This is a genomic window from Carnobacterium sp. (genome assembly GCF_040274425.1).
The window spans coordinates 1-25,728 of record NZ_JBEMBC010000037.1 but is presented as its reverse complement, the minus strand read 5'-3'; the positions used below and the strand labels follow the sequence as shown (position 1 = coordinate 25,728).

General features: G+C 36.2%; 29 protein-coding genes. 2 read left to right on the top strand and 27 right to left on the bottom strand.

Annotation, left to right across the window (positions count from 1 at the left end; translation table 11 throughout):
* From ABS911_RS08580 to arcA, 7 genes are all read right to left on the bottom strand, one after another.
* A partial coding sequence (locus ABS911_RS08580) for a LacI family DNA-binding transcriptional regulator (protein WP_350467223.1) occupies positions 1–281 on the bottom strand: 281 nt, incomplete at its 3' end.
* Between the two features lie 34 nt (positions 282–315).
* Positions 316–1,173 carry an ROK family protein gene (locus ABS911_RS08575; protein ID WP_034537422.1) on the bottom strand — a complete coding sequence of 286 codons (858 nt, stop codon included), beginning with the start codon at positions 1,171–1,173 and terminating at the stop codon, positions 316–318.
* A gap of 211 nt (positions 1,174–1,384) precedes the next feature.
* Positions 1,385–2,089: a Crp/Fnr family transcriptional regulator gene (locus tag ABS911_RS08570; protein WP_051932679.1), complete on the bottom strand. Its 705-nt coding sequence runs from the start codon at positions 2,087–2,089 to the stop codon at positions 1,385–1,387.
* Between the two features lie 143 nt (positions 2,090–2,232).
* Positions 2,233–3,174 carry a carbamate kinase gene (gene arcC, locus ABS911_RS08565; RefSeq protein WP_034537424.1) on the bottom strand — a complete coding sequence of 314 codons (942 nt, stop codon included), beginning with the start codon at positions 3,172–3,174 and terminating at the stop codon, positions 2,233–2,235.
* A gap of 15 nt (positions 3,175–3,189) precedes the next feature.
* Positions 3,190–4,617, bottom strand: coding sequence for an arginine-ornithine antiporter (gene arcD / locus ABS911_RS08560; protein WP_023178980.1), 1,428 nt, complete (start codon positions 4,615–4,617; stop codon positions 3,190–3,192).
* A gap of 127 nt (positions 4,618–4,744) precedes the next feature.
* Positions 4,745–5,761 carry an ornithine carbamoyltransferase gene (gene argF, locus ABS911_RS08555; protein ID WP_034537426.1) on the bottom strand — a complete coding sequence of 339 codons (1,017 nt, stop codon included), beginning with the start codon at positions 5,759–5,761 and terminating at the stop codon, positions 4,745–4,747.
* Positions 5,762–5,814: 53 nt separating this feature from the next.
* Positions 5,815–7,056, bottom strand: a complete 1,242-nt coding sequence (gene arcA / locus ABS911_RS08550; protein WP_034537429.1) for an arginine deiminase — start codon at positions 7,054–7,056, stop codon at positions 5,815–5,817.
* A gap of 240 nt (positions 7,057–7,296) precedes the next feature.
* On the opposite strand from arcA, the gene ABS911_RS08545 reads away from it, so the two are divergent.
* On the top strand, positions 7,297–7,800 hold the full coding sequence (locus tag ABS911_RS08545) for an arginine repressor (protein WP_023178986.1): 504 nt from the start codon (positions 7,297–7,299) through the stop codon (positions 7,798–7,800).
* Positions 7,801–7,913: 113 nt separating this feature from the next.
* Here ABS911_RS08545 and ABS911_RS08540 read toward each other — a convergent pair whose 3' ends face one another.
* The 3 genes from ABS911_RS08540 to ABS911_RS08530 all read right to left on the bottom strand — a co-directional run bounded on the left by ABS911_RS08540 (position 7,914) and on the right by ABS911_RS08530 (position 9,282).
* Complete coding sequence (locus tag ABS911_RS08540) at positions 7,914–8,345, bottom strand: organic hydroperoxide resistance protein (RefSeq protein WP_350467222.1); 432 nt, start codon at positions 8,343–8,345, stop codon at positions 7,914–7,916.
* Positions 8,338–8,781, bottom strand: a complete 444-nt coding sequence (locus ABS911_RS08535) for a MarR family winged helix-turn-helix transcriptional regulator (protein WP_023178989.1) — start codon at positions 8,779–8,781, stop codon at positions 8,338–8,340. Before ABS911_RS08535 ends, ABS911_RS08540 begins: the two co-directional genes overlap by 8 nt.
* 93 nt (positions 8,782–8,874) lie before the next feature.
* Positions 8,875–9,282: a secondary thiamine-phosphate synthase enzyme YjbQ gene (locus tag ABS911_RS08530; protein WP_023178991.1), complete on the bottom strand. Its 408-nt coding sequence runs from the start codon at positions 9,280–9,282 to the stop codon at positions 8,875–8,877.
* Positions 9,283–9,403: 121 nt separating this feature from the next.
* Here ABS911_RS08530 and ABS911_RS08525 point away from each other — a divergent pair, with 121 nt between their 5' ends.
* A complete protein-coding gene (locus ABS911_RS08525; protein ID WP_251165652.1) occupies positions 9,404–9,847 on the top strand; it encodes a YaiI/YqxD family protein in 444 nt (147 codons plus the stop codon).
* Between the two features lie 269 nt (positions 9,848–10,116).
* Here ABS911_RS08525 and ABS911_RS08520 read toward each other — a convergent pair whose 3' ends face one another.
* The 17 genes from ABS911_RS08520 to ABS911_RS08440 all read right to left on the bottom strand — a co-directional run.
* Positions 10,117–11,811 carry a methyl-accepting chemotaxis protein gene (locus ABS911_RS08520; RefSeq protein ID WP_023178995.1) on the bottom strand — a complete coding sequence of 565 codons (1,695 nt, stop codon included), beginning with the start codon at positions 11,809–11,811 and terminating at the stop codon, positions 10,117–10,119.
* 235 nt (positions 11,812–12,046) lie between these two features.
* Entirely contained in the window at positions 12,047–13,816 is a 1,770-nt protein-coding gene (locus ABS911_RS08515) for a methyl-accepting chemotaxis protein (RefSeq protein WP_350467221.1), read from the bottom strand.
* 206 nt (positions 13,817–14,022) lie between these two features.
* On the bottom strand, positions 14,023–14,739 hold the full coding sequence (gene ftsE, locus ABS911_RS08510) for a cell division ATP-binding protein FtsE (RefSeq protein ID WP_023179000.1): 717 nt from the start codon (positions 14,737–14,739) through the stop codon (positions 14,023–14,025).
* A 115-nt stretch (positions 14,740–14,854) separates the two neighbouring features.
* Positions 14,855–15,610 (bottom strand): flagellar hook-basal body protein, encoded by a 756-nt coding sequence (locus ABS911_RS08505; RefSeq protein WP_350467220.1) that lies wholly within the window; start codon positions 15,608–15,610, stop codon positions 14,855–14,857.
* A 12-nt stretch (positions 15,611–15,622) separates the two neighbouring features.
* The gene (locus ABS911_RS08500; protein ID WP_034537439.1) at positions 15,623–16,381 is read right to left on the bottom strand and encodes a flagellar hook-basal body protein; all 759 of its coding nucleotides are present in this window, start codon (positions 16,379–16,381) and stop codon (positions 15,623–15,625) included.
* Positions 16,374–17,090 carry a sigma-70 family RNA polymerase sigma factor gene (locus ABS911_RS08495; RefSeq protein ID WP_034537441.1) on the bottom strand — a complete coding sequence of 239 codons (717 nt, stop codon included), beginning with the start codon at positions 17,088–17,090 and terminating at the stop codon, positions 16,374–16,376. Before ABS911_RS08495 ends, ABS911_RS08500 begins: the two co-directional genes overlap by 8 nt.
* A gap of 73 nt (positions 17,091–17,163) precedes the next feature.
* The gene (flhA, locus tag ABS911_RS08490; protein WP_023179007.1) at positions 17,164–19,245 is read right to left on the bottom strand and encodes a flagellar biosynthesis protein FlhA; all 2,082 of its coding nucleotides are present in this window, start codon (positions 19,243–19,245) and stop codon (positions 17,164–17,166) included.
* A 28-nt stretch (positions 19,246–19,273) separates the two neighbouring features.
* The gene (gene flhB / locus ABS911_RS08485; RefSeq protein ID WP_341047427.1) at positions 19,274–20,341 is read right to left on the bottom strand and encodes a flagellar biosynthesis protein FlhB; all 1,068 of its coding nucleotides are present in this window, start codon (positions 20,339–20,341) and stop codon (positions 19,274–19,276) included.
* 20 nt (positions 20,342–20,361) lie between these two features.
* The gene (gene fliR, locus ABS911_RS08480; RefSeq protein WP_035020260.1) at positions 20,362–21,114 is read right to left on the bottom strand and encodes a flagellar biosynthetic protein FliR; all 753 of its coding nucleotides are present in this window, start codon (positions 21,112–21,114) and stop codon (positions 20,362–20,364) included.
* 10 nt (positions 21,115–21,124) lie between these two features.
* Positions 21,125–21,388, bottom strand: a complete 264-nt coding sequence (gene fliQ / locus ABS911_RS08475) for a flagellar biosynthesis protein FliQ (protein WP_023179012.1) — start codon at positions 21,386–21,388, stop codon at positions 21,125–21,127.
* An 11-nt stretch (positions 21,389–21,399) separates the two neighbouring features.
* Positions 21,400–22,170, bottom strand: coding sequence for a flagellar type III secretion system pore protein FliP (gene fliP / locus ABS911_RS08470; protein WP_034537450.1), 771 nt, complete (start codon positions 22,168–22,170; stop codon positions 21,400–21,402).
* On the bottom strand, positions 22,167–22,559 hold the full coding sequence (locus ABS911_RS08465; RefSeq protein ID WP_034537452.1) for a flagellar biosynthetic protein FliO: 393 nt from the start codon (positions 22,557–22,559) through the stop codon (positions 22,167–22,169). Before ABS911_RS08465 ends, fliP begins: the two co-directional genes overlap by 4 nt.
* A 27-nt stretch (positions 22,560–22,586) precedes the next feature.
* Entirely contained in the window at positions 22,587–23,054 is a 468-nt protein-coding gene (locus ABS911_RS08460) for a flagellar basal body-associated FliL family protein (RefSeq protein WP_034537454.1), read from the bottom strand.
* 7 nt (positions 23,055–23,061) lie between these two features.
* Positions 23,062–23,790, bottom strand: coding sequence for an OmpA/MotB family protein (locus tag ABS911_RS08455; RefSeq protein WP_034537455.1), 729 nt, complete (start codon positions 23,788–23,790; stop codon positions 23,062–23,064).
* Positions 23,783–24,592, bottom strand: a complete 810-nt coding sequence (locus tag ABS911_RS08450; protein ID WP_034537457.1) for a motility protein A — start codon at positions 24,590–24,592, stop codon at positions 23,783–23,785. Before ABS911_RS08450 ends, ABS911_RS08455 begins: the two co-directional genes overlap by 8 nt.
* Positions 24,589–24,792 (bottom strand): flagellar FlbD family protein, encoded by a 204-nt coding sequence (locus ABS911_RS08445; protein ID WP_034537459.1) that lies wholly within the window; start codon positions 24,790–24,792, stop codon positions 24,589–24,591. The genes ABS911_RS08450 and ABS911_RS08445 overlap by 4 nt, the downstream gene beginning before the upstream one ends.
* 84 nt (positions 24,793–24,876) lie before the next feature.
* The coding region (locus tag ABS911_RS08440) for a flagellar hook-basal body complex protein (protein WP_350467219.1) at positions 24,877–25,728 on the bottom strand (852 nt) is incomplete at its 5' end.

The following is a 25,728-nucleotide window of genomic DNA, read 5'->3' as shown; positions in this document are numbered from 1 at the left end:
GTAATAATTAATTGATATTGTTTATTCCTTAGTTCTTCATCAATACTTGCTAAAATAGTATTGGTCGCAAATGAATCCAATCTAGGAATGATGGTTCCAATCATATTTGTTTTTTTCGCTTTTAAACTTTGCGCAAACGTATTCGGTGCATAGCCAGTTTCATTCACAATTTCATCTAATTTGGCTTTGGTTTTCTTACTAACGGATCCGCCATTCAAATACCTGGAAACCGTACTTTTGGCTACTCCAGCTTTATGAGCGATATCTTTTATGGTTACCATCTTATCACCTTACGTTTCTATGATCTTTGCTTTTTTATTTCTCTTCCATAGCCATCAATAGGCAACCTGTAATACCAGCATTATCTTCAAGCTCAGGCGTGACGATGTACTCATCTAATGCTGGCGTATTGACGTAGTCAGCCATTAAATTGGCAAATTCTTTTTTGATTAAATCAAGTAGTTGCGTTTGTTTCATAACGCCTCCACCTAAGATAATCTTTTCTGGACTAAGAATCAAGGTATAGTTGACTAATGCTTGTGCTAAATAAAAAGCTTCTATTTCCCAAACTTTTTTATCATCAGCTAAGTCCATTCCTTTTTTTCCATAACGCTTTTCAATGGCTGGACCTGCAGCTACACCTTCCAAGCAATTGCCATGGTACGGGCAAACGCCTTCAAAATCATCTTCAGGGTGCATACTGACTAAAAGGTGTCCCATTTCAGGATGTCCAAATCCGCTTAATACTTTCCCGTCAACAACTGCTCCACCCCCGATACCGGTTCCAATTGTCAAGTAAAGACAGCTATTAGTTCCTTGTGCACTTCCTCTTTTAAGTTCACCATAAGCAGCAGCGTTCACATCTGTCGTCCAAGCTACTGGAATACCATATCTCTTTTTAACAGAACCTAAAAAGTCATAGTTTTTCCAAGCTGTTTTGGGGGTCGATGTTACATACCCGTATGTAGCTGATTTTTCATTAACATCAATTGGTCCGAAAGATCCAATTCCAATAGATGTTAACGTATATTGGTCAAAAAAACCAAAGACTTGTTTAAGGGTTTCTTCAGGTGTAGTAGTTGGGATACTCACTCGTTCTTTTATTTCCAATTGTTCATCACTGACTGCACATACAAATTTTGTTCCGCCTGCTTCTATTGCACCATACATCATTCTACTTCCTCCTACTGGTCTGCTTTAATTATTTTAGAAAAGGGTTTCTTAGCCCTAATATTACCACAGAATTTTTACAACTACTAGATAGCCAACTAGCTTTTTATACGGGAAAACACTAAAATAAAAAGCTCTTTAAAGAAAGATTTTCTTTAAGAACTTTTTTAGCTGTTTCTTATTTTCTTTACCCGTTTTATTATCAAACCCATCTTCACTCTGTATAGGAGTTAAAATAAACCAGATCTTTAAAAATAAAGAGCTTATGCTCATACTCCAACTTATTCATTTCTTTTAACTTTTTGATGGTATTTCCAACGGTTTCTCTTGAACAGCCACTAATATCTGCTATTTCATTGATCGTAATAGGGTAAGGAATATTAACCATCGTTGGATTAGTATAATCCCCTAACTCTTTCATTAAATAATTTAAAGCTTTGATGATTCGATTTGTAGCACTTGAAACGACCATATACTGCACTCTGGTTTCGTGGTTTTCAAGAATTTTAGACAGCTTATGATAAAAGTACATCATTTGTTTAGGATTCTCTGCAATTAGACTTTCAAAGAGACCTGTAGGCATATAGTAAAGTTCAATATTGGTCACTGCATACGCAGAATAATGATAAGCATCATCTGAAAACAGACCACCATAAGGAAATAACGTTTCTTTTTTAACATAATCTGTATACGTATAAGACGCACTTTCATCATATCTTTCAAGTCTGACCAATCCATTTAACAAATAAAATACTTTGTCTCGGATGTCTCCTTCATCAAACAAAACTTGTCCTTTTTTGTATTTACGTAAATACATATTTTTTCGGAGATGATTAAATTCTGAATCAGTAAATTCTGAAAAGACTGGTCTGTAACGAAGCTCATATAAATTCGTCATCTTTTTTTGAATAATGGTCATCAAAAACACTCCTTCATTTACGTACACTATATCATCCCACAAGATAATTTCTTCACAAGATCAGTTTAACACAAAAGCAAGAAAAAACCTCTTTTAAAAAGGCTTTTCTTGCTTTTTATGGGCATTTTTTAATAGCGCTTACACTATTTTGTAATGATTGTTCCAGCTCCTTCTGTTAATACTTGCTCTATATTTTCTAAGGATGTAATAATAGCTTTTCCTTTTTTCGCATTTTCAACAAATGCAATTGCTGCTTCTACTTTTGGCAGCATGCTTCCGGCAGCAAATTGATTCTCAGTAATATAGGTTTTCATTTCTTCAACCGATACTTGATTTAATTGTTTTTGATTTGGTTTATTAAAATTGACATACACATTATTTACACCCGTCAGAATAATCAGTAAATCTGCTTGAATCAATTCAGCCAACTTCTGAGATGCAAAATCTTTATCAATGACTGCTTCTATCCCTTTTAATTCCTTCCCCCTTTTCACAACAGGAATACCACCTCCGCCAACGGTAATAGGAATGATTCCATTTTCGACCAATTGATTGATGACTTTGTGTTCTTTAATACTGATTGGCTTTGGAGAGGGAACAACTTTACGCCAACCTCTTCCTGCATCTTCTTTAAAAACGGCTTTTGTTCGTTCCATTTCAATTTCAGCTTCTGCTCCAGATAAAAACGGACCGATGGGTTTGCTTGGATTTCTAAAAGCAGGATCAGTTTCATCTACGATTACTTGAGTAATCAGCGAGACAACTGATTTATCTAAATTTCTTTTTTCTAAAGCACGTGTAAGAGCATTTTGCATCCAATACCCAATACTTCCTTGAGTCATTGCGACACAGGTATCTAATGGCATTGCTGGATTCTTAGGGCTATTTATGGCAATTTGTTGTAACAATAGATTGCCAACTTGAGGGCCGTTTCCATGGGAGATAACCAGATCATCTCCATTTTCAATAAATTTAACCAAATATTCCGCTGTTTTTTCAAGAGCTTGTTGTTGAGCTTGCGCACTTGCATCATTTGATAATATTGCATTTCCGCCTAACGCTACGACAATTTTCCTTTTCCCCATGTTTTTCACCTTCCTCTACATATTACTAATATCGATTGAACCGTTGATTATTTGAACGATAGCGAGTAAAAAGAGTGCCACAACGACTGCTGCTGCAATCCATTCACTTTTAGTAAAGAGCTTTTCTTTATTTTCTTTTTGTACCCAAGCGTAAATAATAATTCCTGGTGCATACAACAACATGGTTAACAACAAGTAGTCTACTCCACCTGCATAAATTAACCAGATAGCATACACACTAGCTACTACCCCAATAATAATATTTTGATTACGGCGTTTAGTTCCATTCGATTCCAATAAAGACAATTTCAACTGGTAAAATGCTGTAAACGCATATGGAATCAAGATTGCTGATGATGCTAATGAAAAAGCAAAATTGTACGCACGTGAACTGATCAAGAATGTGAATAAGAACAGTTGGATCAATACGTTTGTAAATAGTAATGAATTGACTGGAGCACCATTCTTATTTTCTTTAACAAAAAATTTTGGGAATGCCCCTTGTTTCGCAGCTTGATAAGGCAGTTCAGCTGCAAACATTGTCCATGCCAACCAAGCACCTGAAACAGATATGATAACCCCTATATTGATCAGTATTGCACCCCACTTACCAACTACACTTTCTAATAAATAAGCCATTGCAGGTTGAGGCAATTCTGCTAGTTCTGGTCTTGTTAAGACAGCCATAGATAGAATCGTTGTCAACAAATAGATTGCAATAACAGTTACTAATCCAATAATCGTTGCTTTTCCGACATCTGATTTTACTTTGGCACGTCCAGAGAACACTACCGCACCTTCAATACCAATAAATACCCAAACCGTTACTAACATCGTTCCTTGAACTTGATCCATTACTTCTTTAAATGTGAAGTTCCCTGAGATGGTTCCCCAAAAATCAGCAGTAAATACATCTAATTTAAAGGCTACAAACATGGCTACAAAAAAGATTGCCAAAGGAATCAATTTAGCAGCAGTAACAATCGCATTGATAAATGAAGCTGTTTCGACTCCCTTTAATATAAGTGCGTGAACCAACCAAAGCATAATGGATGCCCCGATGACAGAAGCAAGATTCTGTCCGTCTTCAAAGATTGGGAAAAAGTATCCAATCGAGCTGAAGAGTAATGTTCCGTAAGCAACATTCCCTAAGAAAGCAGATAACCAATAGCCCCAAGCAGAATTGAATCCCATGTATTTTCCAAAACCTTCTTTTGCATAACTATAAATACCGGCATCCAAATCAGGGCGTTTAGCAGATAAATTTTGAAAACAAAATGCTAAAAATCCCATTCCAATACCGGCAATGATCCAACCGATGATTACAGGACCCACTGAAGCTTCAACTGCCATATCTGACATTAAGTTAAAAATTCCGCCACCAATAATGGACCCGACAACTAGAGCAATTAAAGGAATTAAGCCTACTTTTTTTTCTTCCACTGTTCTTCCTCCTTCATTTTAATAATGAACGGTATAGCTGAAATGAAAAGGTTTCATACTTTGATTCCTATGAACAAAAGTATGAGAAATGAAATTCCTCATACTTTATTGTTCATACTGCATATCACTAAACTTTAGGAATAAATAAGTTTCCTAATGTTGCAGCCATAATGGCTTTGATAGAATGCATCCGGTTTTCAGCTTGATCAAATTGTCGTGCGTGTTTGCTTCTAAAAGCTTCATCTGTAATTTCCATAGCATCAATATGATACTTTTCTTTTACATCATGCCCATAGTCGGTCTTTGTATCATGGAAAGCTGGCAGACAATGCAGAATGATCATGTCTTCTTTACCTGTTGCACGAACCATATCCATATTTAATTGATAAGGAGTCAACAATTCGATTCGTTCAGCAAATTTATCTTCTTCTCCCATTGATACCCAAACATCTGTATATAATACGTCTGCTCCTTTAACGCCTTCTGCCACATCTTTTGTGATCCTAATTTTGCTGCCAGATTGATCTGCAAAGGATTGAGCCATATCGATTAAGTCTTTTTCTGGGAACAGTGATTCAGGAGATACAATATGAATGTTCACACCTAAAATCGCTCCAGTAATCAGTAAGCTGTTTGCTACATTGTTGCGGCCATCTCCGACGTAAGCTAAGGTAAGTCCTTCAAGATGTCCAAAGTTTTCTTTAACCGTTAAAAAGTCAGCTATCATTTGTGTCGGATGCCATTCATCAGTCAATCCATTCCAGACAGGAACGCCTGAAAATTCAGCTAATTGTTCCACTGTATTTTGTTTGAACCCGCGGAATTCAATCCCATCAAACATGCTTCCTAAAACGCGAGCAGTATCTTCAACGGATTCTTTCTTTCCTAATTGAATATCATTTTTTCCAAGGTATTCTGGATGCGCACCTAAATCGATGGCTGCAGTAGTGAACGCAGCGCGGGTACGAGTAGATGCTTTTTCAAATAACAATGCGATATTCTTTCCTTCTAAATAGTGATGGGGAATGCCTCTTTTTTTCAAATCTTTTAAGTGTGCAGATAAGTCGATTAAATACATCAATTCTTCTTTTGTAAAATCTTTTTCAGCTAATAAACTGCGTCCTTGAAATACTTGTTTTATCATTACTTATTCCTCCATATACTGTTTAGTTGTTGTAAGTTTTATCGGTTTAGCATTTAATGTTTGGGTAGATCTTCGCGAATCAGTGGCATACTCATACAACGCGGACCACCACGACCTCTAGATAATTCACTCGAAGCAATTTCGATTACTTCAACTCCATGGCTGCGTAACAGCTCGTTAGAGACATAGTTGCGGTCATAAGTGACAACTACCCCTGGAGCAATGGCCAGTGTATTTGATCCATCATTCCATTGCTCACGTGGAGCAGCAATCGCATCTCCTCCACCACATGGAATCAACGTCAATTTTGGTACATTTAAAGCTTCACGTAAAATTTCTTGCAGATCTGAGCGGTGTGTCATTTTAACTGTGCCAGCTTCTTCTCCTTTTTCCAAAATATACGTATCTACTTCACCGCCATTTTTTTGGATTCCAGGATGGATCGTAAATTTATCATAATCCACCATTGTAAATACCGTATCTAAATGCATCATGGCACGGACATTTGGAATTTTTATTGCCAGTACTTTCTCAAAATTAGAATTGCGCTCAAATAACTCTAGTGTTAACTGTTCAATTGCTTTCGCTGATGTCCGCTGCGAAATTCCAATGGCTAAAACTTTGTCATTTAAAACCAGTTCATCTCCGCCTTCAATCCGAGCTGTATGATTTCGATCACGCCATATCTCCACCTGCTGATCAGCAAATCGTGGGTGGTATTTCATAATGGCTTCGATAAAGAGAGATTCTCTGTTTCGGGCTTCAAATGCCATATGATTGATCGTCAAACCATTTCCAATAGATGCAGCTGGATCTCTAGTGAAATAAAGATTAGGCATAGGATCCATATAAAAAGGGTAAACTTCTTCACTTGAAACATCTGCTAGATGATGGCTTTCAATAGTAACGTCTTTTTTTCGAATGCCAGCCATAATACGATCTACCATTTCTTGTGTATCAAAACTTAAAAGGTATTTCTTTAACCCTTCTTTGACTCCATCTGTTTCAAGATTTGATTCATCTAACATTCGATCAACAAACTTTTCTTTACACTCTCCAGCATCAATCGCTTCTGCGGTTAATTTTTCTAAATACAATACTTCTACTCCACGATCTATTAATGCTTGAGCAAAAGCATCGTGTTCTTTTTGAATAACCGGTAAGTGAGGAATATCGTCAAATAACAAACGTTCCATGATCTCAGGTGTTAAATTTTCTACTTCTTTGCCTGGTCTTTTTAGCAATACAGTCTTCAATTTTCCAATTTCGGACATTACATGAATAGGTGTTGTCATCTTCTATCTTCCTTCCTTTCATACTGTTTCTATTGATTACATTCCTATCATACCGTTTACATTTATTTGAAGAAAGTTTAAAACCTACACCCAAAATGTCGATTTCATCACATTATTCTTTTACTTTTTCATATATATTCTTTTTATAGAATATTCATTATAAAACGAATCTTTATACTGTATATGAGTTGCATTTATACATTTTTTATCAATTTATTTTTTTTAGAAAAGAGGGAAATTATGAAGAAAGAAGATCGTTTATTTGCTATAAAAAAATTAGTTCTCAATCATGATATTGCTACACAACAAGAATTAATGGATCATTTGCAAAAAGAAGATATTTATACTACCCAAGCAACACTGTCTAGAGATATAAAAGAATTAAACTTAATTAAACTAACTCACTCCAACAAAACAACAAAGTATGTTTTTTATCATGATACTTTCCGTGATAAAAGTCTTTACTATCGTTTAGAAAAATCTTTGATCAATTACGTCAAAACGGTTACTTGTGTTCAATTTTTCGTTATCCTTCTAGTTGTTCCTACTCATCCAAACATTGTGGCTTCTTTAATCGATGAGTTAAAAATACCCGAAATTGCTGGGACAATCGCCAGCTTTGATACTTGTTTGATTATCTTAAAGACCGAAACGGATGCTGGTTTATTGGCTGATTGTTTTTCTGATATTCTTAAAAACCAATCTGAAGTTACATTTGAACAAGCATTGTCGCAATTATTCTAAAAAAACAACTTATTGAGGTATTGTTTTCACTACATAAAAAAGAAACTAACCTGATAAAAGTGGTTGTTAGACCACAATTTTTCAGGTTAGTTTCTTTTAATTTATGATTTAGTTTATTTGTATTCTACAGCTTTTACTTCAACATCAATATTGTTGCGAGTAGCTTTAGAGTAAGGACAGAAAGCATGAGCTTTTTCAGCTAACTCTTGTGTTTCTTCAAGACTTTGTCCTTCAATAGCAACAGTTAACATAACAGAAAGTTTAAATCCGTTGTCTGTTGGGTCTGAATTTAATGAAACTTCAGCCGTAACTTCAGATTCAGCTTGGATTTTAGCTTGTTTAAGCATAATTTCAAGTGCTGAATTGAAACAAGCACTGTAACCTAAAGCAAATAATTGTTCCGGGTTGGTACCTTGTCCAGGTCCGCCCATTTGTTTTGGTGTAGAAACTTTTACAGAAAAAGAACCATCCGGCAAACGACTTTCTCCATTACGTCCACCTGTGTTGATTGCTGTTGTTTGGTACATTACTTTTGATTCAGTCATTTAAAATTCCTCCTAATGTTTTTGATAAATCATCTATTTTTGCCAATAAATCAAAATAATCTTTTTCATTCATATTTAACAGGTTGAGACAGGCAGAAACTTTTCTCAATAACTCATCCTTTAAATCATCAGCTTTTTGAGTTGTTGCAAGGATTACTTTTCTTTCGTCTTCCGGATGACGATTTCGAGTAATAAACCCATTTAACTCCATGCGCTTCAACATCGGTGTTAACGTTCCGCTATCCAGTCCAAGTCTCGTTCCTAATGATTGAACACTCAGATCAGATTCTTCCCACAATACAAGCAAAGCTACATATTGAGTATATGTAAGAGAATAGGGTTCTAAGACCGGGCGATAAAGCTTTGTAAACTGCTTAGATAAAGTATAAGTAGAAAAACATAACTGTTCTTCTAATAAAAAGTTGTTTCCTTCCATTCTTGTTCCTCCTAAATAGGTTGTGCACAATTAAATTGTACATCATCTATTTTTTTATTACAATCTTTTTTAGCTTATTTTTTAATTTTATTTTTATCCTTCAATAATTTTCACGAAAAAGGTTCGTTTTCTAGGTCCGTCAAATTCACAGAAATAAACACTCTGCCAAGTCCCAAGAATCAATTGTCCTTTTGAAACAATGAGCGTTTCACTAGCTCCAATGACAGACGATTTCATGTGTCCATCTGAATTGCCTTCCATATGCACATATTCTTTCTTATTAGGAAACGTTTGATCTAGGCCTAGGCTTAGATCTTTTTTCACATCAGGATCTGCATTTTCATTAATCGTAATGCCCGCAGTTGTATGTGGACAAAATACTAGCATAAGACCATTTTTAACTCCGCTTTTGCATAAAACTTGCTGTAGATACTCATCAATATTGACAAAAGTCTGCTTTTCTTCCGTTAAAAGTTCAAACGAATAAAGATTACTAGTCATGTCTTCAGCTCCTTTTCTTCTTCTCTTCTATCATACCGTATTTCAAAGTATTCCTAAACATATAAGCTGGCAACTGGTATACTATTATTAATAGACAACTGTTTAGAAAGTCGGTGAATTTATGCGTGTTTATGTTGATGCAGATGCATGTCCAGTAAAAAATATTATTATAGAGGAAGCTTTAGCGAAAAGTATTCCAGTGACACTTGTAACAAGTATTTCTCATTTTTCTACAAAAGAACAACCTTCAGGAGTAGAAACTGTTTACGTTGATACCGGTGCTGAAGCTGCAGATTACCGTATCATTAAACTTATCAAAAAAGGTGAAATTTTGATCACACAAGATTATGGATTAGCTTCATTAGGATTAGGAAAAGGATGTCTTGTTCTTCATCATACTGGCTATAGATATACTTCTGAAAATATTGATCAATTGTTGCAATCCCGTTATTTGAGCGCCATGGTTCGAAAAAGTGGTAAACGTACAAAAGGCCCGAAGCCTTTTACTGAAGAGAATCGCAAGGAGTTTAGACAGAGATTTAAAGAAATTATTGCTAGTAATTGATTGATATCATGCAACAAAATGTGGATGGACGAAAAGTAATTCGTCTCAAATCTTCTTTTGTGGGCACATGCTAGTATGAACGGTTGAACAACGTAATGAAAAACTAAAAAGTTGCTTACACTTTTGTTCATGGAAAAGTGAATAATCTTTTTTGCTTCACTTTTCCATGAAACCTAGGTTGACGGAAAAGTAAAGACAAAAAAACGTTCATTGCGAAATTGCAATGAACGTTTTTTTAAGTTCCCGTAACCTTTGTCTCAGCGTTTTGTTTAAAGTTTAAATTCGTTGACTGTATTGGATAATTTTTCTGCAAGATCTGCTAATTGTTCAGAATTGCCAGCGACTTCTTCCATTGAACTTGTAATTTCTTGAGAAGCAGCAGAAGTTTCTTCTACTCCAGCAGCTGATTCTTCAGACACGGAAGCAATTTCTTCAATTGAGCTATTCATGATCTCACTATTAACTTTAATACTCTCCAAGTTCTCAGAAATGCCTTTGATACCTTCTACCATAGTGGAAACAGAAGCATTGATCTTATTAAATGTTTGCTCTGTTTTGTTGATTTGTTTGGTTCCTTCTTCAACTTCTGTGTATCCAGATTGCAAAGATTCGCTAACTTTTTCAGATTCTGTTTGGATTTTTTCAACAAAACCGGTGATATCCGCAATTGATACAGCAACTTGTTCAGCTAGTTTACGGACTTCATCTGCTACTACAGCAAATCCTCTACCGTGTTCGCCAGCTCGTGCGGCTTCGATAGCAGCGTTTAAAGCCAGCAGATTCGTTTGATCCGCAATTTTTTGAATGATGACAACAAGGCTATTGATTTCTTTTGTTTGAAGATCCAGTGTAGCCATTTTTGCTACAGCATCTTGAACGATGTGATCGATTTTTCCCATTTGTCGACTAGTGTCTTCCATAAACTGTTTGCCTTCAGTGGTCATAGATAAAACATCAAGTGAAGATTCCTTGATTTGTTCTCCATTTTTATTCGTATTTTGAACTTTTTTCGTGAAGTTTCCCATTACTAGGGCTAAATTACTTGCCGTTGTGGCTTGCGTTTCAGAACCAGTTGCTAATTCTTGCATCGTTGTTGCAACTTGCTCAGAACCTGATTTTACTTCGCTTGCTGATTGTGTTAAATCATTACTGTTACTCGTCAACATTTCTGAAGCATTGACGATGTTATTGACCATATTTCTTAACGTTTCTTGCATTTCATTCATGGATTGGCTCAGACGACCAGTTTCATCTCTTTCAGTGATTTCTAAAGGCTCTTGGCTAAGGTCTCCTTCAGAAATAGATTCCATACGGTTCATCACAATTTTCATAGGTTTTGTGATAGTAGCAGAAGTTAAGTAGGCAATAACGATTGATAATATCGATGTAACCAGTAAAACGATAATACTGATGACTCGTACTTGTTCTCCATTGTCTATTACTTGTTGTCCGATTACTTGGATTTCCTTTTCCCGTTCTTCAGCTAATTTAGAGAACCCGGCAACTAATTCATTTTCGATTGGCTGAGCTTGCTCAATCATTATTTCTTGTGCATTTTCTGTGTCTCCCTCATCATAGGCTGCCAAAGCCTCATTTGTCAGAGTGCCCCATTCGATTTTTTTACTAATTAAATCATCTAGTTCTTCAGAATTGCTTAATTCAAGAGCTTGATTTTCCAATGCAATACTTACATCAGTTTCATCTTCGAATTGTTGTCTATACGACTCTTCTTCATAAAACATGAATCCTCTCAGTAAACTGGTTCGCTTGTTCATATTCGTTGCAAGCTTTTCATCTACTACTAAAAGTTCTACTTCTTCTTCTAGAATTTTTTTTAAGGATTGGTTTGTTTTACTTATAGATGAAATTGTATAGTAGCTGAGTACCAACATTAGTAATAGTGTTATTGCAAAACCGGTTATAATTCTTGCGCGGATATTTTTAAACTTAAACTTCTTTTTCATTTCATTTTCTCCTCTTATTTGTTAGCAAGTCTATCATTATTACTTAAACATCTTAAAAAAAACCGCTAACTCCCTTTTTTATTCTTAAAGAATTATTCTTAGACCTTTTTTTCTTTTACCTTCCTTAGAAGGTAATCCTGTCATGCTTATTTTTTCATTAAGTGTTTCATTCAAACAAGAAGACTGGAAAAATTCCAGCCTTTTTGTTTGACTATTTTCTAGCTTCTTTTTCAAACTACACTTTAAATTCTCCTACCATTTCTGCTAGCCCTTTAGCTAAATCAGAAAGTTGTTCAGAATTCTCAGCAACCTCATCCATAGAACTAGTGATCTGTTGAGATGCAGCAGATGTTTGTTCGACGCCTGCAGCTGATTCTTCTGACACTGATGCAATTTCTTCAATAGAACTATTCATGATTTCACTGTTTGTTTGGATGCTCTCCAAGTTTTCTGAAATGCCTTTGATTTCCTCTACCATTTTAGTAACAGAAGCATTGATTTTGTTAAAGGTCTCTCCAGTTTTGCTGATTTGACTGGTTCCTTGTTCTACTTCTTTATAACCGACTTGTAAAGAATCGCTTACGCGTTTAGATTCCGTTTGGATTTTCCCAACAAATCCAGTAATATCAGTAATAGAAACAGCTACTTGTTCCGCTAATTTACGAACTTCATCTGCAACAACAGCAAATCCTCTTCCATGTTCTCCAGCTCGAGCTGCTTCAATAGCAGCATTTAAAGCCAATAAATTAGTTTGATCAGCAATTTTTTGGATAATCACAACTAAGTTATTGATTTCATTTGTTTGTTGGTCCAAAACAGACATTTTGAATACTGCATCTAGAACGATTTCATCGATCTTAGACATTTGGCGACTCGAATCTTCCATGTATTGCTTCCCTTCGGTTGTCATAGACAATACACCTTCAGAAGAGGCTTTGATTTTTTCTCCATTTTTATTGGTCATTTGGACTTTTTTCGTAAAATTATCCATGACAACTGCTAAATTACTCGCAGTAGTTGCTTGTGATTCAGATCCAGTTGCTAATTCTTGCATTGTTATAGCGACTTGTTCAGAACCTGATTTAACTTCATTTGCTGCTTGATTCAATTCGTTACTGTGATTCGTTAGCATTTCAGAAGCCATTTGAATGCCTTCCATAACTTCTTTTTCCATCACTTGCATTTGATTTATCGCTATAGCCAGTTCACCTATCTCGTCTTTTGAGGTTACTTCTAATGGATCAGAAGTAAGATCTCCAAATGCAATTATTTTCATTCGTTCAACTACTTTATTGATTGGTTTAATAATCGAATTTGAGGTTATTAAACCAATGACGATGCCTAATATAATAATAATGATGCTGATACTAAATATGGATATCAATGAACGGTTTCCTGAACTCGTTACGGACTGGGCATTTGCATTAATAGAATCCATTCGTTTAGTGGACAATTTTTCAAACTCATTGATTAAGTCATTTGAGTAAGGTTCAACAGAGGATCTCAAATAACTGGCTGCACTAGCCGTATCGCCGTTATCGTATCGTTCAAATACTTCTGTAAGCACCATCTGTTCCCAGTCATTGCTTCGTGCGATCACTTCTTTTGATGCTTTTGAATCAGTCAGAGTGAAAAGTGTCTTTTCATACTCATGGCTTTTTTCAGTATATTGATTGAACAAATTTTTATACATTTGGTCTCCAAATAATATGTATCCTCGCGCTGCAGCAATTCTTTGTGACAGACTAAATGTCAAATTATCATTAACAATCAAAAGTGCTAGTTCTTCATCGACCATTTGTTCTGTACTATCATTCGCTCTCGAAATGGTTACAACAGTTATTGAAGATAAGATAATAACCAATACAATGATGGTCATAAAAGATAATAGAATTTTCGTTTTTAAACTTTTAAACCGCAATACATTAGTGAATCTTGATGTATCCCAATTTTTGATACTCCACTTATTCGCATTTACGGCTTTCTTTTCAATATTATTTTCCAACTATTTTACTCCCTTTCTTTCCCAATTCTTGATAAATATATTTTTATTTCTGTATGTCTTTTACTATATCGGTTGTTTTTTTAAGAACTTTAGCTTAATTACATGATTCTTCTTAACTAATTTGCAAAAAAAAAGATCAGTCCAGTATCTTCTGATACTTCAACTCATCTTTTCGTTCATTCTTTCCTACTATTATTGTTTATTGACTAAACAGCTACGTATTCTCCTAATGAAACATCGTATTGAATCACATCTTCATCTTTATTCTCGTCCCACACGACCTTACCTTGTTCAATCTCTACTACACGATTGCGGATCTTATCTACTATGCCGCGATTATGTGTAACCATAAGAATCGTTGTTCCTTTTTGATTGATCCGATAAAATAACCGCATAATCTCTAAAGCTGTTTGAGGATCTAAGTTTCCGGTTGGTTCATCTGCAATAATGAGTTTAGGGGAATTAACGATTGCTCGTGCAATAGATACACGTTGTTGTTCTCCACCAGACAAATCCGTTGGCTTATCATTTGCTTTGCTTTCAAGCTCTACATAACGCAGTGCCTGCATCACCAATGGTTCGATTTCTTCCGGTTCTGTGCCGATTACTTCTAATGCATAAGCAATATTTTCGTACACTGTACGATCCATCAATAATTTAAAATCTTGAAAAACAATCCCAATTTGTCTTCTAAGTTTTGGAATATCTCTTTCTTTCATTTTAGAAATCAAGTGACCACAAACTTCGATTTGTCCTTTAGTTGCTTTCTCTTCTCTGTAAAGCAACTTAGCTAACGTTGATTTTCCAGAACCACTTGCTCCGACTAAATAGACAAACTCTCCGTCTTCAATTGTAAGATTGATGCCTCGAAGAGCTTTTACTCCTTTAGAGTAATTTTTAACGACATTTTTCATTCTAATCATCTATTGTCACCTGTCTTACCTCAAATTCTTTCCTGACGCTTACTTTACGTCAACCAAAATCCGATAAAGTGCACTTGCCTAAAGGGGTAATCCCTTTTCCTATTGTGTCTACTAATTACTGTTTAAACTGATTGATAACGGAAGCCATTTCATCTGTTCCTTGTGCGACTTTAAGATTTAGTGAATACGAACGCTGTGCCAACATCATTTCTGTAATAGAAGAAGCTAAATCAACATTTGATGCTTCTAAATAATGCTGTTGAATCGAACCTTCTCCTGTAGCGAACGCTCCCTCATAACGGTATTTATTCTCTCCTACAGGGACCATTTCATTCAATTGAGCAGGCTGAAACAAGGGAATCGTTCCCACTAACACACTGCCATTGGTTGAATTGATCGTCACTTCGCCATTTTCAGCGATAGTCACATCACCTTCCGGCCATTGATCAGTTGGCATAATCGTTTGTATCTCCAACGTGTCTCCATTATCATTTGTAATGGATTTATCACCATTTACATGAAAAGCACCGTCTCTCGTTAAGTAACGCTCTCCATTTTCTCCCGTGACACCAAAAAATCCTTCTCCAGCAATCGCCAAATGGTAATCATTAGGATCAGAAACAAGTGAACCTTGGGCAAAATTTGTAGATGTTACTCCGCTTTTCGTTCCTATCGTTATTCCTGAACCTTGAGCATCATCTGATAAGTACACTGCTCCATCATTTATGTCATTTAATAGCAACTCATTAAAACTAATATTTTTCGATTTGTACCCTGTCGTATTGATATTTGCAATATCGTTTGATACAGCATCCATTTGATTTTGGATCGCATTCATGCCGCTTTTACTGATGCTTAAAGGTATACTCACTTTCTCTTCCTCCTAAACTTTTCCAACTTCATTGACAGCTTTTCTTAACGTTTCATCCGCTGCACTGAGTGCTTTTTGATTCGCTTCAAATTCTCTTGAGACTTGCATCAAATTTGTGATTTCATCTACGGTCGTTACATTTGATGTTTCCAAATAGTTTTGTTGTACTACTGTACCGCCAGTTTGTACCGTTCCACCTTGTCCAGTAAACAGTGTGTCTCCCACTCTTGTTAATCCAGCTGTATCGTTAAATTCAGTGATCATCAAGCTCATTCCAGTTCCTGCCAGATTTCCTCTGTTGTCAATAGAAAAATCTGAACTGTTGACTTGAATTGGGGCGGATTGGCCATTCCCAGTTGTCCCAAGAACACGGTATCCTTCTTGAGTAACGAGCTGTCCAGCATCATTTACTGTGAAATTCCCATTACGTGTATAGTAGTTTCCTCCATCTGGTGATTCAACTGTAAAAAAACCGTCGCCTTGAATCGCTACATCTGTTGCCGAAGCCGTTGCTTTTAATCCACCTTGACTAAAGTTTTGAACGATCTCATCAATTTGATTGCTGAATACAAACCCGCCAATGTCTTGTTGTTGATTTAATAATGGGCCATCTAAGTGATTAGACATAACTTCTGAAGCACGAGTACTTTGAATGATCTCTTGCGATTTATAGCCAGAGGTATTGATATTCGCCACATTGGCACTGATATTCTCTTGTCTCTTTTGCAGAATATTAAAATTGTTGTTGAGTGTTGTTAAACTTCTAATCATCGTATTCTCTCCTCATTGATTCTTTTAACTTTAAAATCGTTTTGCCATGTATTTGTGAAACTCTTGGAACGGAGATGTCAAAAATATACGCGATTTCTTTAAGTGACAACTCTTCAACGTAATACAAGTTTAAAATAGTCTGTTCTCTTTCACTCAGTGTACTGACATATTTTGTAAGCAATTGTTGGCGTTCTTTATCTAATAAACGATCTTCGGAACCCGTTTCATGTGTATCTTCCAAAAAGTCCAGCAATTCAATTGAATTACCGTCATCACTGAACATGACTTTCTCCAATGAGACAGCCGCAAGATGATGAACTGTTTCATGAATTTTAGACAAAGCTTTCTCATCGATTTTTAGCTCTTCACAAATTTCATGTTCAGTAGGTGTCCGCATCAGATCGGCTTCTAATTTTTCTTTAGCACGATAATACTCATTCAGTTTTCCCATTCGTGATCGAGATACTGGAGCCGTTTTCCTTATTTCATCAATAATCGAACCTTTTATTCTAATGTACGCATACCCTTCAAAAGGAACTTTTTTAGCCTTATCAAATTTCTCAAGAGCATCCATCAAACCAATGACACCTATATTGTATAGATCCTCTCGATCGTACTCACTCCGTTTGATATCTATTCGATTGACGATCTTTTCTACTAAGGGAAGGTATTTAATGATTTCCTTTTCCCTATCATTTTCGTAATACATTTGCACCCCTCCCTCTTAAACAGACTGCCTTAAAATGAATAGACTGTTTCCAATTCCAATCATTTCTTCATTCTTATCCCTCAATCATACCTACTGTTTCAATAGGTACATCGTTTGGTACTTCGTTTAATGATACGACCGCTAAATCAGGAAAATTATACGTTAATAGATTTTTCAAAGCGGGTCTAACTTTTGGTGAGGCTAATAAAACATGCGGAATGCCTCTTGCTGAGAGTTGATTATGAATAGCTGTGATGCTATCAAAAATTTTCGTTACTGTATCTGGTTGTAAAATTGGAATAGATCCAGCAGAAGATTTTTGGATGCTTCTTGTGATCAGCTCCTCTGTATCCGGTAAAATCGTGACAACTTGTAAAACATCTTGTTCATTTAAGTAAGGTTTAACAACCGTTCGTTTTAACGCTTGACGAACATATTCTGTCAGCATTTCACTATCTTTTGTTGTATTTCCATAATCAGCCAATGTTTCTAAAATAGTTACCAAGTCATTGATTGGAATATTTTCTTTCAATAAATTTTGCAAGACTTTTTGGACTTCGCCTAATCGAAGAATATCTGGGATCAGCTCATCAATCACTACACCGTATTTATCTTTGATGCCTTCCAGCAATTGTTTCACTTCTTGTCTGCCTAATAATTCATAACTTGATTTGTAGATGGTCTCTTTCAAATGAGTCACTAAAACGGTTATCGGATCGACTACTGTATAGCCTCTTAAATCAGCTGCTTCACGATCGCTTTCATTCACCCACATAGCGTCCAGTCCAAAAGCCGGTTCTTTTGTAGGAATTCCATCAAAGTCAAACTCTGTTTCACCAGGATCAACGATCATATACTTATCTAAATACAATTCTCCACGAGCAATGACATTGCCTTTGATTTTTATCACATAATCATTGGCTTTCAATTGCAAGTTATCTCGGATACGAATTGGACTCAATAGAATACCTAATTCATGAGCACTTTGTTTCCGTATGGTTGTGATATGGCTCATTAAATTATTGTCTTGGTTTTCATCCGCAATAGGAATTAATCCGTAACCGATCTCAATGGATATAGGATCCACTTGAAACGATGCGACAGATTCATCAACAGTCTTTTCACTTTTGGTTCGTTGTGCAGCCATTGACCGCATTTCTTTAGCTTTTTGATTGGTTTTCTGAGATTTTTCGTTTTCCATCAATAAATAACCAGCTGCTCCACTCAAAACACCCAATAATAAAAATGGAATCGTTGGGAAGCCAGGCATGATAGCAAATAAAAGTAAAATCACTGACAGCATCATCATTACTTTTGACGAACCGAATAATTCTTCACCCATCGAGCTCCCAAAGCCTTTAAGGCTTCCAGAACGCGTCACTAATATCCCAGACGCTACCGAGATCAATAAGGAAGGGATTTGACTGACCAGTCCATCCCCAATCGTTAACTTCCCAAAAGTCATCAACGCTTCCATAATAGGCATGCCGTTTTGCAGTGAATGAATAGCTACTCCGCCGATCAAGTTGATTACGGTGATAATGATACCGGCCATGGCATCCCCTTTTACGAATTTACTCGCTCCATCCATCGCACCAAAAAATTGAGTTTCTCTTTCAAGATCTGATCGTCTTTTTTTAGCTTGTTCTTCATTGATTAATCCTGAGTTCAAATCCGCATCGATTGCCATTTGTTTACCGGGCATAGCGTCTAATGTAAAGCGGGCAGAAACTTCAGAAACACGGCTGGAACCATTCGTTACGACCATCATCTGAATGATCACGATAATGATGAAAATAACCGCTCCAACAACGAAATTGCTTCCTGCTACGAAATTAGCAAATGTTTCAATCACAGCTCCGGCTTCTCCTTCAGTCAAGATCAGTCGTGTAGAAGAGATGTTCAGTGCTAAACGAAACATCGTCGTGATCAATAAAATCGTAGGAAAAGTTGAGAACTCCAATACATTTTTTGTGAACAGAGTCAGTAATAATATGGTGATCGACAACGCTATGTTGATCACTAACATCAAATCGAGTAATCCAGATGGTAAAGGTATAATAATCATCGCTAGGATAGCCATTACAAAAAAAGCTACGATAACATCTAAAGAACCGGTTATTTTTTCTAATTTCCCCCAAAAAGCAGTAGACATGTTTTGAACTCCTTATCTTAAATCAGCATTAAATCTTGTTTTTATTTATTTCTTCCATTTGGTATACCAATGCTAGTATTTCAGCAATGGCTTGGTAAAGATCTATTGGTACTGGCTGGCCGATTTCGACCGTTTTATACATGGCTCTAGCGACCGGTTTATTTTCAATAATCGGAACATCGTATGCTTTAGCCCGTTCTCTAATTTTTGCAGCTTGGTGATCTGCTCCTTTAGCCACAATGATTGGAACCTCATCTTTGCCTTTTTCGTAGCGAATGGCTATAGCTAGATGCGTAGGGTTTGTAATAATAGCTGTTGCCGTTTCTACATCTTTCAACGCTCCTTTTGTCAACTGACGGTAGCGTTGTCTCCTTTGAGACTTGATCTGAGGATCCCCTTCAGATTCCTTGTACTCATCTTTCAATTCTTGCTTGGACATCTTCAAATTCTTGCGATAGTCATAAACTTGATAAATGTAATCAACTAATCCTAAAATAAGAAGCAATATCCCTAGTTGTGTACCTAGTTCCATCACAAGATCAGACATCAAGAAAAATAATTTTTCAGTTCCAACATTTCCGGAATTTAAGATCAAATAGATCGATGTTTCTAGCGTCTTATACGCCATCCAAAAGACTAGTGTCAACTTGGCAACGTTTTTGACCATCGTAAATAGTGTTTTCTTGCTGAACATGTTCTTAAAACCGCTAATCGGATTTATTTTGTTTAATTTAAATTTGATTGGCTCCGCTGAAAATAAAAATCCAGTCTGGACAATACTGGCGACAAATGCTGCCACAAATGCAATGGCTAGAAAAGGTCCAGCCAATACTAATACAAAAACGATCGACTTCATCCCAATACTTGCCAAATCATTTTCTATTCCGTTCACTGAGAAACCTGCTGATAAGTAATTTTGTAAATAAAGTAAACTATATTTCAATATGTAATTCCCTAAAAACGTTGCTGCAAGGATAAAGACGATAAATGTAACAGCGGAAGTTAAATCCGGACTTTTAGGAATTTCCCCTTTTTTCCTTGTATCCCTTAATTTCTTGGGACTGGCTTTTTCAGTTTTACCATCTTTTTCCGCCATACACTCTCACCTCACATTCGTTACAACGATTGAAGAAACTCGTTCATGTATTTCACCATTAACGGCAATATTTCTTGGATATTTTTGACTAAAGTCGGCAGTAGTATCAACATGATCACAAAGCTGGCCACGATCTTCAAAGGCATCCCTAAGATCAGCACATTGATTTGAGGAACCGAACGCGAAATCAACCCTAAAATCACTTCTGTCAGTAAAGCCACAATGATCATAGGTGCTGCTAAATTAAAAGCTAATTCAAAAATAATGCCCAAGAGCTTCATCATTCCTTCTACGCCAAAACTGCCTATATTTGTACTGGAAATCGGCATATATTGAAAGGATTGAACCAAGCTTTTGATGACAATGTGATGCAGATTAGTCATGTAAAACACACACATAGACAACCAATAATAAATTTTCCCATAATAGGAAACGTTTATCCCCATACTTGGATCGTAAACAGCTCCCATAGAAAAGCCAACTTGGAAATCCACAAGATTCCCAGCAATCTCTACTGCAGAAAAGAACAGTTTTGTGATAAAACCAATTGCGATTCCCACTAATACTTCTTTCACGACCAGCAGTGCAAAAAAAAGTGTAGCTGCTTCTTGCTCCATTACAGGTACTGCTGAATAAGCTGCGAGTGTGATTCCCATAGATAAAGCGATTTTGGCAACACTGGGCAATCCTTTAATGGAAAATCCCGGGCTAACTACGATAAAAGCGGTTATACGTATAAATATTAAAATAATGGTTTGCAGTTGTATAGTCATGATTACCCTCTCAGAGTTCCGCGATCATTTCAAAAATTTTCTGCGTAAACCCAACTAAGCTATTCAGCATAAAATTTCCAAAAACAATCAACGAAACGATTACCGCTAAAATCTTAGGCACAAAGCTTAACGTTTGTTCTTGAAGTTGTGTGGTTGCTTGGATGATACTGATGATCAACCCTACTACTAGTGCAATAATCAAGGTCGGCCCAGCTACAGTGATCATAACCATAAAGGCTTCTCTTATAACATCTAAAACTTTTACTATTGTCATTTTCTACACCTCTACTGAAATCCTGTAACTAACGATTCAACAACTAAATACCATCCATCGACTAAAACAAATAATAATAGTTTGAATGGCAATGAAATCATAACGGGTGATAGCATAAACATCCCCATCGACATTAAAATACTCGCTACTACAATATCAATCACCAAAAATGGAATAAAAATCAAAAATCCAATACTGAATGCCGTTCTTAATTCACTGATAATAAACGCAGGAATCGCCACAGTTAAAGGCAAGTCATTCACATCTGCCGGTTTTTCCGTTTTAGAAATATCTAAAAATAACTGAATGTCTTCATCTCTTGTTTGCTTGTACATAAATTCTTTGATCGGCAGCTCTGCTGATTCAAAAGCTTGTTGTCCAGAAATTTCTTCGTTTATGTAAGGTGTAATAGCATCATTCATAACGTCTGTGTAAACAGGTTGCATGATAAACAGAGATAAGAAAAGCGCTATTCCCATCAATACTATATTCGGTGGATTTTGTTGCGTTCCTAACGAACTTCTAACAAAAGACAAGACAACAATAATCCTAGTGAAACAAGTTGTCAGCACCAAAAATGTTGGTGCTAAACTTAACGCAGTCGTTAAAAGAAACAATTGGACAACTTCTGACGTTCCTCCTGATTGATTCCCTATAGCTTCTGTTAATCCACTTAATCCGTCTGTTATTTCAGTAGCTGAAACAACTTGTGGAAAGAGTACGAAAGTAGTGAAAAAGAGGGATAAAGCTAAAACTAAGATTTTTTTCTTTTGCAACTCTATTTCCTCTTTTCATAAAAAGATTGGTACTGAGACTGTAATGTTTTAAAGGTCTGACTCGTTTTTTTCCCAGAATAGGTATTTTTAGCCTTCATTGGAACAACTTGTTTTGTTTCTTCTATATTAGCGGTGATTTTTTCTTTTTCTTCTGTAGTTAGTTCTCTTAATATCTCATTGCGAGTATCGGTAAAACTCATTAAGTAATACGTATCTGCAATCTCTACGATACTCAGTGCTGAACTTTTACTGATTGGCGTTCTTTCAATCACCTTGATCACTTGATTTCTTTTTGTCATAAAGGTACTTAAATATTTCAGTCCATAATTAGCCGCAAGTATGATCACAATTAATGCTACGACACTTTTCACTACATAACTTAATCCCAGTTCCAACTTTCTACTCCTCCTTCTTCCGTTCTCTTATTGCGTAACGATATTGGTAATAAAGATATCGTCTACTATCTCTTCATCTAATTGAGCGTTGATAGCCTCTTTTAATTCTTGCTTAAGAAGCAAGTTGTTCTCTTCTTCTTTAAAAACAGTAGCTTCTGTTTTCTTACGTAAAACTGAGATAACCGTATCTCTAATTTGATCAACATTCGCAGTTAACAGTTCCCCAGCGCCTTCTCTTGAACTATGTAAAGAAAGTTCAATTTTCAGAAAGTTCTTCTTAACGGATGTACCAGAATCTAAGTTGATCAAAAATTCCTCTAATGGCACAGTCGTTTCCACCACTTCTTCTTTAGCTAAATTTGAAATAATATCTTGTGCTTTGCCAGAAGTAAAACCAAAACTAACCAAAGCTCCTATTACTACTGCAACGAGAATAATAATGATCCATAACCATTTTTTCTTCCCCTTAGTTGCTTTACCTTTTTCAGCTTCCATAATCTATTTAGCCTCCTTGCCGATCATAAACAAGTACTATGTTTACTCTTCTGTTTTTTGCTTTATTACTTTCTGAATCATTTGGAACAATTGGATGATACTCACCGTATCCCTTAGCTGCCAATCTCGTTGGATCAACATTTCTTTCTTCACTTAAATACCGCAAGACGGATAATGCTCTTCCTGTGGATAATTCCCAGTTGCTGCTAAAATTATTATTATTCATCGGCACATTATCCGTGTAGCCTTCTATCACCACAGCATTGTCAAATTGTTGAATCAATTCGCCCAGATCATTTAACGTATTCTTTCCAGAATCAGCGATAATAGCACTTCCGCTTCCAAATAAAATTGATTCTTGAATGTTTACATAAATCCCATCTTGATCGTATTCAACGCTAGCTTGAGAAGTCATCTCTTTCATTTCTAAAAAGGCGACAACTTCGTTATACATTTTGACCAGTTCTGGATCAATCGTTTCTTCACTTTTTTCTGTTATTTTTTCTGTTTCAATATCTACTACTGTACTTCCTTCAATCATCGATTCTCCACCGCCAAATGCTGATTGCATAGACTTAGCTGCAGCTTCAAATTTTTCCGCACTGACGCTTGACATGGAATACAGTAAAATAAAGAAAGTCAGCAACAACGACATCAAGTCTGAAAAAGTCGTCATCCATCCTCCACCACTACTTGAATTGTTTTTGGTTTCTTTTTTCTTCCGTCTTCTAGCCATAATTCTGTTCCTCTTGTTGAAGTTTTGCTGCAGCTTTCATAGCTTCTTCTTTATTTTCAAAAGGCAGATAGCCTTTTAATTTTTGTTCAATGACACGTGGATTTTCACCAGCTTGCAAGGATAAGACACCTTCAATGATCATTTCACAGGTCTGTACCTCTTCAATGGTTTGCATTTGCAAGTTGCTGGCAATCGGAATAAAGACTAAGTTTGCCAAGAAACTTCCATAGAAAGTAGTGATTAAGGCTGTAGCCATTCCCACACCAATGGTACTAGGGTCATCTAACTCTCCCAGCATTATGATCAATCCAATCAATGTTCCAATCATCCCATAAGCCGGAGCCATTTCGCCCCACTTTAAAAAGATATCTTGCCCAACGCTATGTCTTTTTTCAATATTCTCTGTCGTAATTTCCATAATGTCTCTAATGGTTTCTGGTTCCAGACCATCTACAACCATTTGCAATCCGCTTACCATCAATTCATTGTCTTGTTCTTCTATATCCCCTTCGATTGCTAAGATCCCTTGGCTCCTTGCTTTTCTAGATAATGCCGCAAAAGTTTCAATCAATTTAGCGTAATCAGTATTAGGGTTAAGCAATAATGTTTTCAAAATAGACGGCAATGTTTTAATCGATTTTAGTGGAAAACTGATCAGTATGGCACTGAACGAACCGCCAAGTGTGATAACTAACGAAGGTGTATCAATAAAACTGGCAATATTGCCACTAGAAGTGATCGACCAAATAATCAACCCCAATCCTAAGACTAAACCAACTATTGGTACAATGTTTTTTTTCATATTTCTCCTTCTGTAAAACCGTTGTATATTTTTCTTTTATATTGAATGACTTTTTCTACTATTTCTTTTTCAGTTTCGGTGACTCTTACCGTTTTCCCGTCAGTCAATGTAATAATAGTGTCAAAAGAACGGTCTACTCTATAAATCAATTCACAATTTAAATAAAATTCTTTTCCTGAAACAGCTGTTAAAGCAATCATACTCAAACTCCATTCTGTTATCGGCCTTTTAACAAGATGGAAGGTTCTTTGGACTGTCAAAGAACCTCCTTATCTAGTTCCTACTTATCTTTTCAGATTGATCAATTCTTCTAACATCGTGTCTGAAGTTGTAATGCTTCTTGAGTTGGCTTGGTAAGATCTGCTGGTTACGATCATTTCAGTAAATTCATTAGCTAAATCCACGTTAGACATTTCTAAGAATCCTGAACGAACACTGCCGTACCCTGTATCTCCTGGATTACCTGCTACTGGATCGCCTGAGTTAGCAGAAGCTGTGTATAAGTTCCCACCGCTTTTTTCTAATCCATCTGGGTTAGAAAATGACGTTAGACCCATACGTCCTAAGACCATTGATTTCCCGCCGCTGTATGATCCAACTATAAACCCATCATTATCTATGCTGTAGCTTTGTAATTCAAGCGTACCTGTTCCATCTGCGTTTGGAATCGTTTTAGGGATGTTAATAGGTGACATGTTTGTTCCTAAACTATCTATTTCAAAGGTATCATCGTTTGCTGCAGGTGTTCCTTGTGTGTATCCTTGTACTTTTAATCCGCTGCTTGTTACTAAATTGCCTTCGGGATCTGCATAGAAGCCACCATCTCTAGTATAAAAAGTGTTTGTGCCATCTGTTACAGTAAAGAACGAGCTGTCGCCATTTTCAATCCCAAAGTCTAATGATCTTCCGGTCGATTGCAATGATCCACCTGACATAACAGTATCAATAGAACCAACTTGAACCCCTAAACCAACTTGTTGAGCATTGATTCCTGCTTGAGCTGAGGCATTTGTTTGGCTCAACATATCTTCAAAACGCACTCTTCCTGTTTTAAATGCAGTTGTATTTACATTGGCAATATTATTTGAGATAACGTCCATTTTCGTTTGAATATTTTTCATTCCGGTAACACCTGA